This window comes from Caballeronia sordidicola (assembly GCF_001544455.2).
In the GTDB taxonomy this organism is placed as follows: domain Bacteria; phylum Pseudomonadota; class Gammaproteobacteria; order Burkholderiales; family Burkholderiaceae; genus Caballeronia; species Caballeronia sordidicola.
Genome location: NZ_FCOC02000041.1, coordinates 1 through 17334 on the forward strand (window position 1 = coordinate 1; position 17334 = coordinate 17334).

Below are 17334 nucleotides of genomic sequence, written 5' to 3' on the forward strand. Positions count from 1 at the left end.
ACGAGCCCGGGGGGCGCGCATATCGACAGCGCACTCGAAACGTTGCCTGCTCATATTGCCAATATCAAGGCGCAAGCTGCGCGCGCGGGCCGCGCGGTGCGCACCGTGATCAACCCGGTCATCGTGAGCCGCGACACCGAACGCGAAGCCAACGCGTATGCCGATGCAATCTCCCGCAACGCTATCAAGGGCGCATTCGGCGGTTTCGACAGCGACGCGCACGCGTGGCGCGGACGCCTGGACGCATCGCACAAGCAAGGACTCGGCCTCGGCGGCAACATCGAGATCGTGGGTACGCCCGAGCAGGTGGTGGAACAACTCGCCGCGCTGAAGAAGGCCGGGATCGACGGCGTGCAGCTTGGCTTTTATGACTTCCTTCCCGACCTCGAATACTTCGGCGAACGCATTCTGCCCTTGCTCAAGCAAGCTGGGCTGCGCCTTTGATTCAACGCATTTTCTTTTCGCCAACACCACGGAGACTATCCAATGGCAACGTATCGCAATCTCGGCCGCAGCGGCATCAAGGTGTCCCCGCTGTGCCTCGGCACCATGATGTTCGGCGGGCAGACGGACGAACCCACCGCGCGCCGCATCGCTGACAAGGCCTTCGAACAAGGCGTCAATTTCATCGATACCGCCGACGGCTACGCGGGCGGCGCGTCCGAGCAGGTGGTCGGCCGGCTGATCGCGGAACGCCGGTATAGCTGGGTGCTCGCGACCAAGATCGCGAGCCCGCGCGGGGACGGTCCGAACGATCGGGGCGCGTCGCGCAAATATATTATCGAAGCAGTGGATCGCAGCCTGAAACGGCTTGGCGGAGGATATATCGACGTGTTGTACCTGCATCGCGAGGACCACGATACGCCGATCGTGGAAACCGTCCGCGCGCTCGACGACCTGATTCGCGCGGGCAAGATCCGTCACTACGGGCTGTCGAATCATCGTGCATGGAAGATCGCCGAATTCAGCCGTACCGCGGATGCGCTCGGCGTCGACCGGCCGATTGCCTCGCAGCCGCTCTACAACCTCGCGAACCGGCAAGTTGAAATAGAGCAGCTCGAAGCGGCCGATTATTTTGGACTTGGTGTGGTGCCCTACAGCCCGCTTGCCCGCGGCGTGCTGACCGCGAAGTACCAACCCGATGAAACTCCTGCAGCCGGCACGCGCGCGGGCCGTCAGGACAAACGCCTGCAACAGACGGAATGGCGACCCGAGTCGCTGACGCTGGCGCAGCAGGTCAAGCGTCACGCCGAGGAGCGCGGCATCACGCCCGGACAGTTCGCGCTTGCATGGGTGCTGAACAACAAGCTGATCACGGCGGCGATCACGGGGCCGCGTACGGAAGCGCAATGGGACGATTATCTGCCCGCGCTCGCCTACCGTTTCACGGCGGAGGACGAAGCCTTCGTGGATTCTCTGGTGACGCCGGGCCATGCCTCCACGCCGGGATTCAATGATCCGGGCCATCCGTTTTTCGGCCGTCAGCCGAGGACATCCGCTAGCAGATGATTCATCGTTGCGATGACTTCGGATATCAGCACGAGCCTCATATATTTACGACGAATGCTTCGTATGCGCAGTCATCGCGACTCACTAAGATCAAAAGCCAAGTTGCTTCGCCAAGGCCCGCGAGCGAAGCGATGTCCTCTTCGCTTCGCCCCCACATTCCCTGGATGCGCCATGACCCATTCGACCGACAAGCTTCCTGTCAAACGTCTTTGGTATACGCGCTGCCCCGCGCCTACTCCGTTCGGCATCGCCATTCAACAAGGATGGTTGCAGGACGAATTCGCGAGCGACGGTATCGACGTTAAAGCGTTGCAGGATTCGAACGACCCCGCCATCCGGCAATCGCACTTTACGCACTCGCAAGCGCATTCGTTTCGCCAGGGCGGCAACATTCCCGCGTTATGGGCGAGCGCACAAGGTGCGGACACTCGCGTGATCGGGCTCTCATGGGTGGATGAATTCCAGGGTCTGATTGCGCTTCCATCAACGGGAATCGAGGGCCCCGCCAACTTGCGCGGGCGGCGTTTCGGCTTGCCGCGCAACACCCGCGCGCAGGTGGTCGACTTTCATCGCGCGACCGCGCTGCGGGGCTTTGTGTCGCTGCTCGGCGCGGTGGGCCTGACGCTCGACGATATCCAACTCGTGGATCTTCCCACCGCGCCGCGCGGCCTCGCCGACGAACCCGCTGTCGGTGACGCGGGCGCGGCGAGACTGCTTGCAACCGAACGCGGCCAGGAATTCAGCTTCGAGGTCTTGGCGCTGGCGCGCGACGAAGTCGATGTGGTGTTCGTGAAGGGTGCGAGCGGACTGGAAGCGGCGAATCTCATCGGCGCACGCGCGATTGTCGATCTCAGCGACCAGCCGGACAAGCGCCTGCATGCCAACAACGGCACGCCGCGGCCATTGACGGTCGATGCAGCCTTGCTGCGCGAGCGTCCCGATCTGGTCGCCCGCGTCCTGTCGCGCGCAATAGAAGCCGGCGAATGGGCGAGCGCGCATCCGCAGGCATCGATTGCGTATGTAGCGCGTGAAACCCGCTCGGCAGAGCACTGGGCGCGTCACGCCTATGGCGCGCAACTCGGATCACAACTGCAGATCGGCCTGGATCGCGACGCAATCGCGGCGCTCGACGATTTCAAGCGGTTTCTCTTCAAGCAAGGCTTCATTGCACAAGACTTCGACATCGCAAGCTGGATCGATCCCGTACCGCTCGCCTCGGCCCGCGCGCTGCTGGCCGAACGTCGCCTGAAAGTCCCCGCCTAAGCAATCGGTTCACGTTCACGCACCAGGATTTCCCCGATGAGATTTGCCTTGCCGCCACGGCGGTTCATTGTTGCCTGCGCCGCCCTGTTGCTTGCAGGTTCGCCCCTGTCAGCAAACGCGGCCGACGTCTCAGCGCCAGTGCGCGGCGGGACGCTCAACTTCGTGGTCGATCCCGAGCCGCCCACGCTCGTGGACTTGACCAATACTGCCGTGCCGACCCTCAAGGTCAGCACCAAAGTCACGGAAGGACTGCTTGCCTACGACTTCGCCCTGCATCCGCAGCCGCAACTCGCGACCTCCTGGTCCGTCAGCCCCGACGGCCTGCAATACACGTTCCACTTGCGGCATGGCGTGAAGTGGCACGACGGGCAGGACTTCACGTCGGCCGATGTCGCTTACTCCATAGAGTTGCTCAAGCGTGTACACCCGCGCGGCAAGAGCACTTTTGCCAACGTGACGCAGATCAAAACGCCCGATGCATTCACGGCAGTGCTGGTGCTGTCGAAGCCGTCACCGTTTCTCATCAAGGCGTTTTCGGCGAGTGAATCGCCTATCGTGCCCAAACACGTCTATGAGGGCACCGACCCATTTGCAAATCAGAACAACAACGCGCCGATTGGTACGGGACCATTCAAGTTCGTGAAATGGGTGCGTGGCAGTTACATTGAATACGATCGCAATCCGGACTATTGGGACAAGCCGAAGCCTTATCTCGACAAGATCATAGTCAAGCTGATTCCGGATGCGCCTGCCCGGTCAATCGCATTCGAAACAGGCTCCGCCGATCTGGGCGGCAACACGCCGGTGCCGCTTTCCGACATCGCGCGGTTAAAGCAGAACCCGAAGATCGGCATTGAAACGCGCGGTTACGAATTCGAGGCGGGCGTTGTTCGTGTCGAGTTCAATCTCGGTAATCGATATTTGAAAGTGCCCGCAGTGCGTCAGGCGATTGCCCGCGCGATCGATCGCAATGTGATCGCGAAGACGATCTACTACGGCTACGCAAATGTGATCAGCAGTCCGATCATTCCCGAGAGCCCTTATCACGATCCGGCGCCCACGCCCTATCCCTTCGACATCACCCAGGCCAACGCGCTACTCGATGCAGCAGGATTTCCGCGCAATGGCGACGGGGTTCGTTTTACGATCATCGTCGATCCGTTGCCGATCAGCGATATCCCGCAGCGCACAGCCGCCTACCTGCGCTCGTCGCTCGCCAAGATCGGAATTGCGGTGACGATCCGCAACCAGGACTTGCCGTCCTATCTCAGGCGAGTCTATTCGGACCGCGACTTCGACATTGCCGTCAACGGCATGAGCAATCTCTTCGATCCGACCGTGGGCGTGCAGCGTCTCTACTGGTCGCAAAGCATCCGCAAGGGCGTGCCGTTCACGAATGCATCCGGCTACAGCAATCCCGAAGTTGACCGCCTGCTCGAACAAGCGGCGGTCGAACCCGACGAGGCTAAGCGCGTGCAACTGTTCAAGCAGTTCCAGCAGATCGTCGAGCACGATTTACCCGACATCAATCTCGTCGAACAAAAGCAGGTGACCGTCTACAACAAGCGGGTACGCGACCACACGCTATCGCCCGACGGGCTCGACTCGAATTTCGCCAACGTGTACCTGAGTCCCTGAACCGGAACCTACGGCATGATTTCCTCTCATCTGAAACGCGTGGCGCTGCGCCTGCGCCGCACCAGCGCGCAGGCAATACCGACGATCATTGCGGTCGTGGTGCTCAATTTCGCGTTGCTGCAACTGGTGCCTGGCGACGCCGCCGACGTGCTCGCGGGCGAATCCGGCTCGGCCACCGCCGAGACCATGGCGATGATGCGCCACCATTTCGGCCTCGACCTGACCTTGTGGCAACAGCTTCTTGCGTACCTGAATCACCTTGCGCATTTCAGCCTGGGATTTTCACCGCGCTTCAACACGCCAGTAATGACGCTGATCCTGGGACGCCTGCCCAACACGCTCATTCTCATGGTGAGCGCGCTGGTGTTCGCGATCGTGGCCGGCATGATCATTGGCGTGGCAATGGCGAACTGGGTCGGCAAATGGCCGGACCGGGTCCTGTCGTTTCTCGCGCTGGTGCTTTATTCAATGCCCGGGTTCTGGCTCGCGCTGATGGCGATCGTGTTGTTCTCGGTGAAGCTCGGATGGTTGCCAAGCGGCGGCGACATGACGCTAGGCGTCAACCTGACGGGCTGGAGCTGGCTCGTGGACCGCGTCAGTCATGCCGTGCTGCCCGCGCTCGCGCTGGCCAGTTTTTTTGTCGCTATCTATGCACGGCTTACGCGTGTCGCAATGCTCGAAGTCCAGCGGCAGGACTACGTCCGCACGGCGCACGCCAAGGGGCTGCATCCGTTTTTCGTAACCGTGCGTCACGTGCTGCGCAACGCGCTCCTGCCGATCACCACGGTCGCCGGCATGCATCTCGGCAACCTCCTGGGCGGCGCCGCCGTGATCGAAACCGTCTTCAGTTGGCCGGGGCTCGGGCGTCTCGCGCTCGAAGCCGTGCAGGGCCGCGACTACAACGTGCTGCTTGGCGTCCTGCTGCTCTCGTCCATGCTCGTGATCGCCGCCAATGTGCTGGTGGATCTGCTTCACGCGTGGCTTGACCCGCGCATCGCGCTTCATTGATAAGAACCTCATGTCATCCAATCATTCATCTCTCGAACAGGCCGAAACTAGCGGCGCGCGCCGGCCGTTCATCGCAGGACGGCCGCCGCGTTTTGGCCGAAAACGGCGCAAGCCGTCGCCGGGACAATCGGAAGCGCTCGGCTGGCCCGTGCTCAAGGCGCTCGTGCGCAACCCCGCTGCAATAAGCGGCGCAGTACTGTTGCTCGCGCTGATTCTGCTCGCAATTTTCGCGGGCGCCCTCTTTCCGGGCGATCCGCTCGACATCGTCGCGCAACCCTTGCTCGTACCCGGACAAGACCCGCAATACTGGCTCGGCACGGACTCGCTTGGCCGCAACGTACTCGCGGAACTGGCGCATGGCAGCCGGGCGTCGCTCGCAATCGGCGTCACGGCCGCGCTGATCGGCGTGGTGATCGGCACATTGATCGGTGCGCTTGCCGGATATTTCGGCGGCTGGGTCGACGACATCCTCATGCGCGTGACCGAACTCTTCCAGACCACGCCTTCGTTCCTGTTCGTGATCGTAATCGTCTCGATCGGGCATCCGTCCATGACGGTCATCTCGCTCGCGATCGGCGTCACGTCCTGGCCCACCATCACGCGTCTCGTGCGGGCGGAATTCCGTTCGCTCGCGCAGAGCGACTTCGTGATGGCCGCCCGCAGCCTGGGCTTCGGCCACGCACGCATCATCTGGCGCGAAATGCTGCCGAACGCACTGCCGCCGATCATTGTGACGACTTCCGTGATGGTCGCCACCGCCATCCTCATGGAGTCCGCGCTGTCGTTCCTGGGCATGGGCGACCCGAACGTGGTGAGCTGGGGCAGCATGATTGGCGACGGGCGCGAGATGCTACGCACTGCGTGGTATCTGACCGCCCTGCCGGGAGGCGCGCTCGTGCTGACGGTGCTTGCGCTGAACATGCTCGGCGACGGCCTCAACGACGCGCTCAACCCGCGCCTCTCCGAGCGTTCATCATGAAATCGATACTTCAAGTCGACCGGCTCGCCGTGCGTTTCGGCGCGCAGCACGCAGTGAACAACCTGAGCTTCGCCGTGCGCGAGAACGAGATGCTGGCGCTCGTCGGCGAATCGGGATGCGGCAAGTCCACTACCGCGCTCGCGATCATGCAGTTGCTGCCGTCCAGCGCAACGCTTGAGGGCAGCATCGAATTCGAGGGACGCGACTTGGTCGGGCTGTCTAAACCGACGCTGCGATCCATCCGCGGCAATGCGATCTCCATGATTTTCCAGGAGCCCATGACTTGCCTGAACCCCGTAATGACAGCAGGCGCCCAGATTGTGGAAGTGCTCCGCCGGCACGAACCGCTTTCCGCAGATGCCGCCTGGAAACGCGCGATCGAACTGCTTGATCTGGTGAGGCTCCCGGAACCCGCGAGACGCGCGCACGACTTTCCTCACAATCTTTCGGGAGGACAACGCCAACGCGTGATGATCGCCATGGCCGTGGCATGCCGCCCGCGCTTGCTGATCGCCGACGAACCCACGACCGCGCTCGATGTCACCATCCAGGCGCAGATCCTGCAATTGCTGGATTCGCTGCGCCGCGATCTTTCGATGTCCGTGCTGCTCATTACGCACGATCTCGGCGTGGTCGGGCAGTATGCGAACCGGGTCGCGGTCATGTACAGCGGCGAAACCGTGGAGGACGGCACGACCCAGCGCATCTTCACGCAGCCGCGCCACCCGTACACCAAGGGACTGCTGGGAGCGTCGCTCACGCTCGACCAGAACCTTCACTACAGGACGCGGCGACTCACGGAAATTCGCAGCCATATCGACACCGGAACAGGACTGCGCGACTTCTCGCTGAGCGACGAACGCGTGGCGAGCGCGCCCAATATCGTATTCACTCGCAGCCCCTACATCCGGCCGCCGGCGGCGGACGACCGCGCGCCACTTCTGAGCGTACGCGACCTTGTCACGCGCTACAACAGCAAAGGCAACGCGGTGGACGGCGTGTCGTTCGATGTCGGCCAGGACGAAACAGTCGGCCTGGTCGGAGAGTCGGGCTGCGGGAAATCCACGCTATCGCGGACCATCTTGAGGCTGATTCCATCGGCGAGCGGCACGATCAACCTCGACGGGCAGGACATCACGCACATTGGCGGCGGTGCACTGCGCGCAATCCGCCCGAAGATCCAGATGATCTTCCAGGACCCGTATGCGTCGCTGAATCCGCGCCAGCGCGTGCTGGACATCCTCGACGCCGCGCTGGTTGTCCACGGCGTCAGCGACAGGCAGGAACGCCGCCGCAGGATTGCAGACATCACGGACCGCGTGGGGCTTGCTTCAAGATCGCTGCAGCGCTTCGCGCACGAATTTTCGGGCGGCCAGCGCCAGCGCATAGGCATTGCGCGCGCGCTGGTACTGCAGCCGAAGCTCGTGATTTGCGATGAACCCGTGTCCGCGCTCGACGTGTCCATCCGTGCGCAAGTGCTGAACCTGCTTGTCGAGCTAAAGCAATCGCTCGGGCTCTCGTATCTGTTTATCTCGCATGACCTGTCAGTGGTGCGCTACATTGCCGATCGTGTTTTGGTGATGAACAGCGGCAAGATTGTCGAGTCCGGAGACCACGAAAGTATCTGGTCGCGCCCCGCGCATGCCTACACGCGCAGCCTGATCGACGCCGTTCCAAAGCCCGCGTTCGAAAGACGCCCGAACGACGCCTCCGCGCCACGGCAAGACGACGTAGATCTGCCGTTTTCGTTCTACCGCTTTGCGGTGTGAACGTCCGCAGGAACGCATGATTGTCGATCATGCTGCTCACGCGGCATATCTGCGCAATAAGAAACATCATCAAGATTTGTCGTTTCGTATTCCTATATTAAGTTGCTAAGGTAAACGTCGCGGAATAACTGCACGGTCCGCGATTGAATTCAGAACCCCTCACGGGCGCGCTTCAAAAGCGCGTCATACCCGATGAACGCCATAGCCCTTTCCCATCCAAGCGACCTGCTCGTCAAGTCCTCGCAAATGAGCGAACGCTGGTGGGCGCGTCCCGGTGCGGTTGTATCCATCGCGCTGCATGTTGCCGCCGCGGTTGCGCTGCTTGCTGCATCGGGGCACCGCGACGAACCCGAACCGGTCGATCACGCCATCCAGCTCGTTCTCGCGACGCCTGATCCACCGAAGCCCATCGTCCCGCCGCCCCCGGTTCCTCCGCCACCCAAGGCGCCGCCCGTGAAGCTCCAGCCGCCGAAGCCAGCGCCGGTACAACGCCCGACGCCCGTGGCGAGACGCCTGACGGTACCAACTACGGCCGAAAAAGCGGAAGTCGCCGCGCCGCCAACGCCGCCCGCCGACACCACGAAGACGACCACCGAACCCGTAGCGCCACCGGCTCCGCCCGCGCCGCCCGCACGCCCGGCGCCGCGCAACATTGGCATGGAGGGCATTCCGACCGACTACGTGAACCAGGTTTATGCACGCATCAACAGCAGTGCGGCGGGCCACTATCCGCGCGCCGCGAAGATGCGTCATCTGGAAGGACGAATTGCCTACAAGCTCACGCTCAGTCCCGAGGGCAAGCTGCTGAAGCTCGACCTGCAGTCATCGGGAGAAAGCGTTCTCGACGATGCCGCCGAGGAAGCCATCCGGGCCGCGGCGCCCTTTCCCCATCTGCCCGACCTTGGCGGTTCGTCATATCAGCTTACCGGTGCGATCGTCTACAAATTCGGCGACTGACAGCCAGGCATGCCCAACTATTATTTTATTTCGGAGTCTAAAACATGAACGCAGCAAATCTCTCGGCGCACCTGTCGCCGTGGCATCTCTTCATCAACGCGGACGTGGTGGTGAAGGCCATCATGGTGTTTCTCGCGCTGGCGTCGGTCAGCAGTTGGGCTGTCATCGCCGAAAAAATATCGCGGTTTCGCAGCCTGCGCCGGCGTGCCGCTGTCTGGCTCGACCTGCTTGGCAGCGGCCGTTCGCTCGTCAAGCTATCGGCCTCGGTTCAACAGCATCCGAAGGATCCGTTCTCGCGCATCTACGCGGCCGTGCTTGGCGAGTGGCGTCAAACGCATGATCAGAACCTGCAAGCCACGCACCGGGGCGCGGATGGCCTCAAGGAACGCGTGAATCGTGTGGCCGGGATTGCGACGAACATCGAAATCGGCAAGCTTCAGCGAGGACTGTCCATTCTCGCCACTGTTGGTTCGGTCTCGCCATTCGTGGGATTGTTCGGCACGGTATGGGGCATCATGAATTCGTTCCAGGGTATTGCCGCGTCGAACAACACGAGCCTGTCCGTGGTCGCGCCGGGCATTGCGGAAGCGCTGTTTGCAACGGCGCTCGGACTGGTCGCGGCCATTCCGGCTGTGATTGCGTACAACCGTGCATCGGGGGATCTCAATGACTATGCAAGTACCCTGAGCACACTCACCGGTATTGTTGAAGTGCAATTGTCGCGTCAGGTCGATGCAGGCGATGCAACGGTCGACGCCGTCGACAGCGACAACCGTTCAAGGCATGACAAGCAGCAGGACAAGAGCTTGCAGCCGGCGAGCGGTGCGGATGTCCGGTCGATCGCAACGCAGGGAGCCTGATCATGGCCGTCAAGCTGTCGAACAACAGAGGGATTGGAGGCGGCGTGCCGCCTGTCAGCGAAATCAACGTGACGCCGCTTGTCGACGTGATGCTGGTATTGCTGATCGTGTTCATGGTCGCCGCACCGCTGATGGCCTCCGGCGTAAAAGTCGACTTGCCCACGAGCAACGCCAAGCCATTAACCGAAGAGAAACCGCCGATTGCGGTAAGCCTGAACGCGGCGGGCAAATTATACGTGGACAAGACCGAGGTCACCACCGCGACGCTGATCAGCGCACTCTCCACCGCGACAGAAGGCGACAAGGCAAGGCGCATCAATATCCGTGGCGACAAGGCCCTGGCCTACGGCAAGGTGATCGAGACCATGGGTGAAATCAACGAAGCGGGGTTCTCGAAGATTGCCCTGGTTTCCGAACCTCCGCAGAACAACTAGGTCGGTGGTTGGGGCTCGTTGTCCCCAACCACCGGAACGAATAGTTTCTTAGGCCGCGCGCGAAAACTCGATATCTGCAGCAAGCTCCCGCGCCAGTTCAAGCGGCTCGCGCAAGATCCACTCGTCGTAGGCGAAGTCCGCCTGGAGAAAACCTTCACGCAACAGGAACGCCTTCTGCTGGCGCAATCCCTCGACATAGATGTCCGAGAGCAACGGCGTGAATTGCCTGTGAAGATGAGGTCCAAATCCCCGCCGCACGGCATCCGCCGTGCTTCCAGTCTCGGCCGCGATTGCCGTGACCACCTCGTCCGGGTGTTCCAGCGCCCACTGCGCCGTGCGTAGCAACACCGCGAGATAGCGCGCCACCACTTCCGGATGCGTCAGGGCCAGCGTCCTGTCGACGGTGATCGGGCGCGGCGTGCCCGCGTTGACACGCACCAGCGGGTCCGGGTTGAGGTTGATGTCGAAGACCGGCCGCAAGCCGCCCTCCGCGATCAGCGTTGCACTGACCGCGCCCTTGGCGTAGATCGCATCGACTGCGCCCTCGAGGAGCGCAGCCGCGCACACATGCATCCGGCGCGGCGCATTTGCATCCTGCTCACGCAAGTCGAAGCCGCCCGCGGCTATATCGACGAATTCAACCTGGTCGCGCGTCAGTCCGCCCAGTTCGAGCGCCGTAAGCAGGCCGCGCAGGTCCTGCGCACGACCGACGTCCACAATGGGAGTCGCATGCAGCGGCAAACCCAGCCGCCGGCCCTTTAAACCGGCCAGATCGCGAATGTCGCTGTCGTCGCGCACGAGGATCAGTTGTTCCTCGTCCACCCACGTGATGCCGACCACGGCTGTATCGCGGCCGTTCGCCCTTGCCCAGATCGGCGGTACATTGCCGCCCTCTCGGAACATGCCGGGATGGGTGTGATCGAAATGCGAATTGCGCACGGCCTGATCGTCTGCAGCACGAATCGATTTGAGCGCGATACCCTTGCTTTCGAACTCACGATGCAGCCACCTGAAATGCTGCGCGATACCCGACGTAGTCGGCACCGGGCAGCGCGTGTACCACAACTCTGAAATCGAGGTCTGACTCATGGTCTGGTCCTTGTTTGAAAAACGTTGCGATCAACGCACGATGTAGCGCGCATGTTTCATGCGGGTTTCTTATCGAGCGCCACGTTTGCCAGATTGGCGTACAGCGCCTGGTTGCCACCGAAGTTCAGCACCTCGCGGCGGGCGAGCGTGACGACATGCGGCGAGATCAGCGGAATCCGCGCCACGTCCGTCTGCACCTTTTGCTGGAAGCGGTTATAGATATCCCTGCGTCTCGCGGGATCGATCTCCGCCTGACCGCTTTCGAGCAGTTGGTCGACTTCCGGGCTGTTGTAGTCAGCCGCGTTCGAGAACGCCACGCCCGGTTTGAAATTCTTCGACCAGTAAAAGCGCTGCGTGCCGATAGCCGGGTCCGGGCCCGCATTGGCGGAATAGATGATCGTGTCGAAATCGCGCCGCGTGTAGACGCGATTCACAAACTCGCCGAAATCCGATGAGCGGATGTTCAGCCGCACGCCGATCTTTTGCAGGTTGCTGCGAAGATGCTGCGCAATGGGCGCAAGCGGACCGGTCGGCGCTGGATCATTGGTGAGGGTCAGACGCACGCCCTTCGCGTCTCGCTTGAGACCGGCTGCGTCGAGTAACGCTTCGGCCTTTGCGAGATCGAGCGGATAAGTCGGTACGTCGGCGGTAAAGAATGCGGGAAAAGCCTTTGGAATGGGCGCTTCCACTTTATCCGCGTACCCGAGCCAGATATTCTTCACGATGAAATCGCGATCGAACGCGTGCGCGAATGCCTGGCGCACGCGAGGATCGCGAAACTGCGGACGGTCGAGATTGAATTCGAAGGCGGCGGTACCTGTTATATAGGTCGACGGATAGTCCTTCACCACGATCTGCGGATTGCGCGACAGGCGCACGATGTCGGTCAGCGCAACGCCGTAGTTATCGGCCAGATGCACTTCGCCGGTTTCCAGCGCGCTAGCCCCGCCGCTTCTGTCCGCGATGAACCGGAACAGCACCTTGTCCACATAGGGACGCGGTGCGTCCCAGTAGTCCGGATTGCGTTCGAGCAAGACATAGTTGCCCTGTTCCCATTTCACGAACTTGAACGGCCCGTTGCCAACTGGCGCATTGTTCAGCGGATTCGAGAGCACGTCGCGACCCGCATACAGATGTTGCGGCAAGATCTGCGCTTCCACCGAAGACATCAGCGCGCTTAAAAGATAAGGCGCGGGCTTGATGAGCCGAAGGGTCGCCGTGAGCGCATCGGGCGTATCGACTGCAATGACATTGGCAAAGGTCGTGCGCCCACGGCTATGGTATTTCTTCCATATTTCAAGGACCGAATACGCGACGTCCTTCGACGTGAACGGCTGGCCGTCATGCCATCTCACATTGGGACGCAAGTGAAACGTCAACGAGAGTCCATCACGCGCTGCTTCCCAGCGCGTGGCGAGTTGTGGTTTGGGATTGAATTGCTCGTCGAAGGTGAGCAGGCCATCGAAGATCTTGCCTGAGACAAGCTGCGCCGTGCCGGCCGATGTGATCGCGCTTGTGAGGCCGCTGGTTGCTTCCGGTCCGGAGCCTATGACAAGCGTTCCGCCACGCGGCAACGGCTGTGCCGCCCTGGCGCTAAGAGGCAACGCCAGATCCGTTGCCATGCCGGCGAGCGCTGCGTATCCGAGAAAACTCCTGCGACTGACGGCCATGATCGGGTTCCTGGAAAATTCATATCCCGACGATGGTACTGACATGGCGCATCGAGATTAACCAATTAATCAGGTTATCTATATTATTTCCGGGCACGTCCTGGAGGCATGGAAGATAGCGCTGCACGAGCGGACGCAAACGGAGATCACGCTGCAGGAAAGTCAAGAAGGCGAAGATACTGCGCGCGTGCGAGCAAGCCGAGCAACTGGTGCAAGTCGGCGCTGCGACTCGCGGGGAACTGGCGCTCGACGTCCACCAGAGTGAACTCCGAATCGCGCTGATCGAGCCATCGGATGACAGGTGCGAGCAAGGCGGGCGCATCGGTTTCGAGCGTGGTCCTGGTTACCCAGTCGCGGTCCCATGCAGTCACGGTCAACGCCATTACAACGCGATTTCTGGGCATGGTCATCACGATCGAAGTCGGAATGCGCCTGAATCGCGATGCCTGATTGATCGCGGCAATGCGTTCATCGGATGAACGCGGCATCAGGTCGGAAGCATGCAGGCGGCTCAGGTCATGAGGTAATGCAACGAGTAAGCGCGCAGCCGAATCACTTGCGGCATTCGCGCCCGCGTGGCCTTCGCGCGAACCGTAAAGCGGCGCGCGCCACGCGGGTTGTTGCAGCAACAGCGCGTTCAACTGCTGCTGCAGCGTGTCGAGCAATGAAGGCGGCCGGAGCACGATACTGATCGAATAAGAGTCTTCCGTCGCTTCCGTCCTATGCCACGTGCCTCGCGGCAGGAACAGGACAGAGCCGGGTGTCATCGTTATTGCATTGAAGGTTGCACGGGACGCGTCGGGAAATGTCCCGCGTGTCTGCGCGTACATGTCTTCCGACGCCGCCATCCCGGGACCGAACTGCGAGCCGGACGGCTGCGGAATTTCCTCCATCGGAGCGACGTAGAAGGTCTTGCTGCCTTCCATCTGAACCGAGATCACTTCTTCCGCGTCGTAATGACACGAAACACCGTCATCATGCGGCGAAGAGAATGCAGTCAGGCGCGCGCTTCCCGGCGCAACGCCCAACTCTGCTTCCAGCTCGCGCAAGAATGCATGGCCACCAATCGCGCATGAAGCGATGTCGCGTAAATAAACGGTCAGGCCTAGCTGGCGTAGATTGGCCGCGCTTGCATTGGCATCAAATACTTGAGGCGAGCGCAGGCCGCGCCCGAATGCAACAGGACCGCGATAAGCACGCGACAGCGTATCGAAGTTCGCAAGTTGCGGCTGCCTTAGCACCTCTGGTAAGCGCTCCAGCGCACCGTGGGTCGCTGCCGCCTTGTCGGGCATCACGCCACGACGGAAGCTGTCGGCAAGCTCCGCCGACAGAAGCCGGTCGAGATGCCGCGTGGCAAGCACGTCAGGCATCGCGCTCGCCCTCAAGCGCCGCAACAGAATCGACGCGGGAGCGCCGCACAAGGCTAAGTTCGATCACCGTGTCCCGCAGGAGCAAGGCGCTTCGGGCGGGTTCGATCAAGATGCCGTCGCGCATCGGCGTCGTGCAGGCGGTTGTCACCACTCCGTCAATTCGCATTGCGCACACGTTGCACAGGCCGCGGCGGCACGACAACGAAAATGCCAGCGCCGGATCGACGGCGCGCTGCAAGTATTGCAATGCGCTCGATACGCTTACGCCCGACCAGTCGCTCGCGCTGATGCCGGCCTCTTCGGGACTCGGAAGCACGTAGGTGCTCGCGGTATCGTCGCCGGCTGTCCGGTGGAGGCGGATGACTATCGTCATCGATGCATGCTTTGCTTTCATGCGGCCGCGGCAACCGGAGAGAGAAACTGGAACACGACGGGTTCGGTCCGATGAACCAATGCACCCGAGCCTGCATGGCGCGAGATCAACCCGTGTCCGAGCGCGGCTGTTACGCGCGGGTCGTTGCTGTCGTGCCGTCGATGCGCACCGAGCGACTCCGTGCGCGCAAGCGCAGACAAGAGCGCGCTTTCAATCACGGGCAGCGCCGACGCGCACTCGAGCGCATCGCTCCAGTCCCGGTTCCAGCCTGCATCGCGATTACGGCAGGCGAGCCGCGGAAGGTCATCGCGAAGAAGTGCGCGTATTTCATCCAGCGCCTTTGCCAGCGCCGCGCCGTCGCGGATCGCACCAAGCGCGCCGTCGACAATTTGAGCAAGACGCCGCTTCATGTCGAAGGGCGCGATACCTTCGACACGTTCGAAGGGCGCCTTGATCCGCGCCTGAACAGAACGCCACTGTGCTTGATCCACACGTGCTGGCGCTTCATGAGAACGGCTGCGCGCGAGCGTCGCCGCCGAACGTCCCGCGGCCTTGCCTTGCACCAGAACCTGCGCCCCCGCATTGCCTGAAAGGCGGTTGCCGCCATGCACGCCGCCAGTGGCCTCACCACACGCATACAGGTTGGGCACGCCGGTCGAGCCGCTGACATCGACACGAATGCCACCCAGCGAGAAATGCGCGGCCGGCGCGACTTCGATCGCATGACCCGCGCGAATGCGTTCGACCAGCGGCGTCATGTCGAACCCTTCCCATCGCCAGTCGGCCGAAAACGAGCGCGACCACTGCGTGAAGTTATCGACGATATCGCGCGGCAGATGCGCCCACGAAAGATATACGCCGCCATTCGGACTGCCGCGCCCCTCGAACACTTCGGCGGCGCTGGCCGCGGCGACAACATCGCGTGTGGCCAGTTCCATGCGTTCGGGGTCCCAGCGCGCCATGAACCGCTCGCCGTAGCGGTTGAGCAGCCACGCGCGCACGCCGCTTTGCGGGCCGAGGATCCATGGGAACTGCAGGCCGCGCCACATATCCGGGGCGACGAGACAGCATGGAAGGAACTGCAGCATTTCCATCTCGATCAATTCGGCGCCGGCGGCGAGCGCCATGGCGTGGCCATCGCCCGATAGCTCCTCGGGCGCGGTGCGCAAGCTCCAGTTGGATGTGGCGCCGCCAGTTGCAATCACGACCGCGCGTCCGTGCAGCGCTTCGACCACGCCTGAACGCCGGTCGAGGCCCGCGACGCCGATCACGGCGCCATCATGCATGAGGAGTTCGGTGGACTGGAAGTCTTCGCGAAAGCGGACCCCGGCGTGCAAGGCGGCTGTGGTGACCACACGCTGCATGGATGGTCCGGGAATACGTACGCCGCGGCCGCTGCTGTGTCCCGGCGCATGCTTGGGAGCACTGATTTTCGCGCCATCAGCAATCAAGCGGCGCAGTTCGTCGCCGACACCTTCCACCATTGCCGCGACGAGCTTCTGGTCGCTCAGGAAAGAGCCTGAGCGAATGGTATCGGCGAAAAACAGTTCGTCGGTATCGTCGGGGTTGGCGTCGAAGCCGAGTCCGATCGCCGTGCGTCCCGACACCGATACGCCACCACCCGACGTGATGGTCGCGCCGCTGCGGCCAACCAGGCTCTTGTTGACGACGAGCACGCTCGCGCCGGCTGCACGCGCATGCCAGGCGGCGACCAGTCCCGCCGCGCCGCTACCGATTACGATGACATCCCAAGGGTCCATGCCGTGCTTCCCGCCATGCTGAATGTGACCGGCCCAAACGCCGGCCGCGAACAGTAAAGCACTTTGCAAAAGGCATGCAAAGCAAGCAATCAAGATATCTAAATCACGTGCAAGGCGTGACTGTTTTCATAACCAATCCGCTTAATCTTCGTTGGCTGTGTCCTTCGCACGCGTCACACTATCCGGCCCTACTCCGCACACCATCTGGCGGCCCCGCCGCTTCAGCCATGACCTACGAAACGACTTCTCCTGCCGACATTCCAGGCAGCCCGCTCGCCAATGCGTTCAAGCAGCCCCTGATGCTGGGCGTCTTCCTGAACCTCCAGGACATCCGCCTGTCCACTTTGCCGACGACTTCGACCTGGACCTTCGACTACAACGCGGAGGTTGTGCGTAAAGCCGATGCCCTCGGTTTCGATCTCGCGTTCAGCCGCACGCAATGGCTCCCAAAAGGCGGCTATGACGGCGAGGCCTCGCTCGATGCATTCATCGCCCTCGGCGCCATGGCCGCGATCACGAAGAACATCTTGCTGATCTCGACCATCCACGTGCTTTATGGACCCATCCATCCGCTGCATCTGGCCAAGTACGGCGCCACGCTCGATCATATTTCCAAGGGCCGCTGGGGCATCAACATCGTGACCGGGCATCGCGC

At 61.9% G+C, this 17334-nt stretch carries 16 protein-coding genes; 11 read left to right on the plus strand and 5 right to left on the minus strand.

What is annotated here, in order from left to right:
• The 10 genes from AWB64_RS30230 to tolR all read left to right on the plus strand — a co-directional run.
• Positions 1–444, plus strand: a 444-nt coding sequence (locus AWB64_RS30230; protein ID WP_157766734.1) for an LLM class flavin-dependent oxidoreductase, incomplete at its 5' end; no start/stop codon positions are given.
• Positions 445–486: 42 nt separating this feature from the next.
• Positions 487–1509 (plus strand): aldo/keto reductase, encoded by a 1023-nt coding sequence (locus AWB64_RS30235; RefSeq protein WP_060859098.1) that lies wholly within the window; start codon positions 487–489, stop codon positions 1507–1509.
• Positions 1510–1680: 171 nt separating this feature from the next.
• A complete protein-coding gene (locus tag AWB64_RS30240; protein WP_060859099.1) occupies positions 1681–2772 on the plus strand; it encodes an ABC transporter substrate-binding protein in 1092 nt (363 codons plus the stop codon).
• A 36-nt stretch (positions 2773–2808) separates the two neighbouring features.
• Entirely contained in the window at positions 2809–4410 is a 1602-nt protein-coding gene (locus tag AWB64_RS30245) for an ABC transporter substrate-binding protein (RefSeq protein WP_060859100.1), read from the plus strand.
• 15 nt (positions 4411–4425) lie between these two features.
• Entirely contained in the window at positions 4426–5418 is a 993-nt protein-coding gene (locus AWB64_RS30250) for an ABC transporter permease (RefSeq protein ID WP_060859101.1), read from the plus strand.
• A gap of 10 nt (positions 5419–5428) precedes the next feature.
• The gene (locus AWB64_RS30255) at positions 5429–6397 is read left to right on the plus strand and encodes an ABC transporter permease (protein ID WP_060859102.1); all 969 of its coding nucleotides are present in this window, start codon (positions 5429–5431) and stop codon (positions 6395–6397) included.
• Complete coding sequence (locus tag AWB64_RS30260; protein ID WP_060859103.1) at positions 6394–8166, plus strand: ABC transporter ATP-binding protein; 1773 nt, start codon at positions 6394–6396, stop codon at positions 8164–8166. The genes AWB64_RS30255 and AWB64_RS30260 overlap by 4 nt, the downstream gene beginning before the upstream one ends.
• A gap of 192 nt (positions 8167–8358) precedes the next feature.
• Positions 8359–9123 (plus strand): TonB family protein, encoded by a 765-nt coding sequence (locus AWB64_RS30265; protein WP_060859104.1) that lies wholly within the window; start codon positions 8359–8361, stop codon positions 9121–9123.
• A gap of 44 nt (positions 9124–9167) precedes the next feature.
• Positions 9168–9983 (plus strand): protein TolQ, encoded by an 816-nt coding sequence (gene tolQ, locus AWB64_RS30270; RefSeq protein ID WP_060859105.1) that lies wholly within the window; start codon positions 9168–9170, stop codon positions 9981–9983.
• 2 nt (positions 9984–9985) lie between these two features.
• Positions 9986–10417: a protein TolR gene (tolR, locus tag AWB64_RS30275; RefSeq protein WP_060859106.1), complete on the plus strand. Its 432-nt coding sequence runs from the start codon at positions 9986–9988 to the stop codon at positions 10415–10417.
• A gap of 48 nt (positions 10418–10465) precedes the next feature.
• On the opposite strand, the gene AWB64_RS30280 is transcribed toward tolR, so the two are convergent.
• The 5 genes from AWB64_RS30280 to AWB64_RS30300 all read right to left on the minus strand — a co-directional run bounded on the left by AWB64_RS30280 (position 10466) and on the right by AWB64_RS30300 (position 16679).
• Positions 10466–11506, minus strand: coding sequence for an ABC transporter substrate-binding protein (locus AWB64_RS30280; RefSeq protein ID WP_060859107.1), 1041 nt, complete (start codon positions 11504–11506; stop codon positions 10466–10468).
• A 56-nt stretch (positions 11507–11562) separates the two neighbouring features.
• Entirely contained in the window at positions 11563–13176 is a 1614-nt protein-coding gene (locus AWB64_RS30285; protein WP_060859108.1) for an ABC transporter substrate-binding protein, read from the minus strand.
• Positions 13177–13322: 146 nt separating this feature from the next.
• Positions 13323–14546 carry a JmjC domain-containing protein gene (locus tag AWB64_RS30290; protein WP_060859109.1) on the minus strand — a complete coding sequence of 408 codons (1224 nt, stop codon included), beginning with the start codon at positions 14544–14546 and terminating at the stop codon, positions 13323–13325.
• Entirely contained in the window at positions 14539–14919 is a 381-nt protein-coding gene (locus AWB64_RS30295; RefSeq protein WP_060859111.1) for a 2Fe-2S iron-sulfur cluster-binding protein, read from the minus strand. The genes AWB64_RS30290 and AWB64_RS30295 overlap by 8 nt, the downstream gene beginning before the upstream one ends.
• A 17-nt stretch (positions 14920–14936) precedes the next feature.
• Positions 14937–16679 carry an FAD-dependent oxidoreductase gene (locus AWB64_RS30300; protein WP_060859110.1) on the minus strand — a complete coding sequence of 581 codons (1743 nt, stop codon included), beginning with the start codon at positions 16677–16679 and terminating at the stop codon, positions 14937–14939.
• 227 nt (positions 16680–16906) lie between these two features.
• On the opposite strand from AWB64_RS30300, the gene AWB64_RS30305 reads away from it, so the two are divergent.
• A partial coding sequence (locus AWB64_RS30305) for an LLM class flavin-dependent oxidoreductase (protein ID WP_157766735.1) occupies positions 16907–17334 on the plus strand: 428 nt, incomplete at its 3' end.

Excerpts from the sequence above, each read along its gene's own strand:
- AWB64_RS30235 (WP_060859098.1), top strand. The coding sequence starts at position 487 with ATGGCAACGTATCGCAATCTCGGCCGCAGCGGCATCAAGGTGTCCCCG.
- AWB64_RS30240 (WP_060859099.1), top strand. The coding sequence starts at position 1,681 with ATGACCCATTCGACCGACAAGCTTCCTGTCAAACGTCTTTGGTATACG.
- AWB64_RS30245 (WP_060859100.1), top strand. The coding sequence starts at position 2,809 with ATGAGATTTGCCTTGCCGCCACGGCGGTTCATTGTTGCCTGCGCCGCC.
- AWB64_RS30250 (WP_060859101.1), top strand. The coding sequence starts at position 4,426 with ATGATTTCCTCTCATCTGAAACGCGTGGCGCTGCGCCTGCGCCGCACC.
- AWB64_RS30255 (WP_060859102.1), top strand. The coding sequence starts at position 5,429 with ATGTCATCCAATCATTCATCTCTCGAACAGGCCGAAACTAGCGGCGCG.
- AWB64_RS30260 (WP_060859103.1), top strand. The coding sequence starts at position 6,394 with ATGAAATCGATACTTCAAGTCGACCGGCTCGCCGTGCGTTTCGGCGCG.
- AWB64_RS30265 (WP_060859104.1), top strand. The coding sequence starts at position 8,359 with ATGAACGCCATAGCCCTTTCCCATCCAAGCGACCTGCTCGTCAAGTCC.
- tolQ (WP_060859105.1), top strand. The coding sequence starts at position 9,168 with ATGAACGCAGCAAATCTCTCGGCGCACCTGTCGCCGTGGCATCTCTTC.
- tolR (WP_060859106.1), top strand. The coding sequence starts at position 9,986 with ATGGCCGTCAAGCTGTCGAACAACAGAGGGATTGGAGGCGGCGTGCCG.
- AWB64_RS30280 (WP_060859107.1), bottom strand. The coding sequence starts at position 11,506 with ATGAGTCAGACCTCGATTTCAGAGTTGTGGTACACGCGCTGCCCGGTG.
- AWB64_RS30285 (WP_060859108.1), bottom strand. The coding sequence starts at position 13,176 with ATGGCCGTCAGTCGCAGGAGTTTTCTCGGATACGCAGCGCTCGCCGGC.
- AWB64_RS30290 (WP_060859109.1), bottom strand. The coding sequence starts at position 14,546 with ATGCCTGACGTGCTTGCCACGCGGCATCTCGACCGGCTTCTGTCGGCG.
- AWB64_RS30295 (WP_060859111.1), bottom strand. The coding sequence starts at position 14,919 with ATGACGATAGTCATCCGCCTCCACCGGACAGCCGGCGACGATACCGCG.
- AWB64_RS30300 (WP_060859110.1), bottom strand. The coding sequence starts at position 16,679 with ATGGACCCTTGGGATGTCATCGTAATCGGTAGCGGCGCGGCGGGACTG.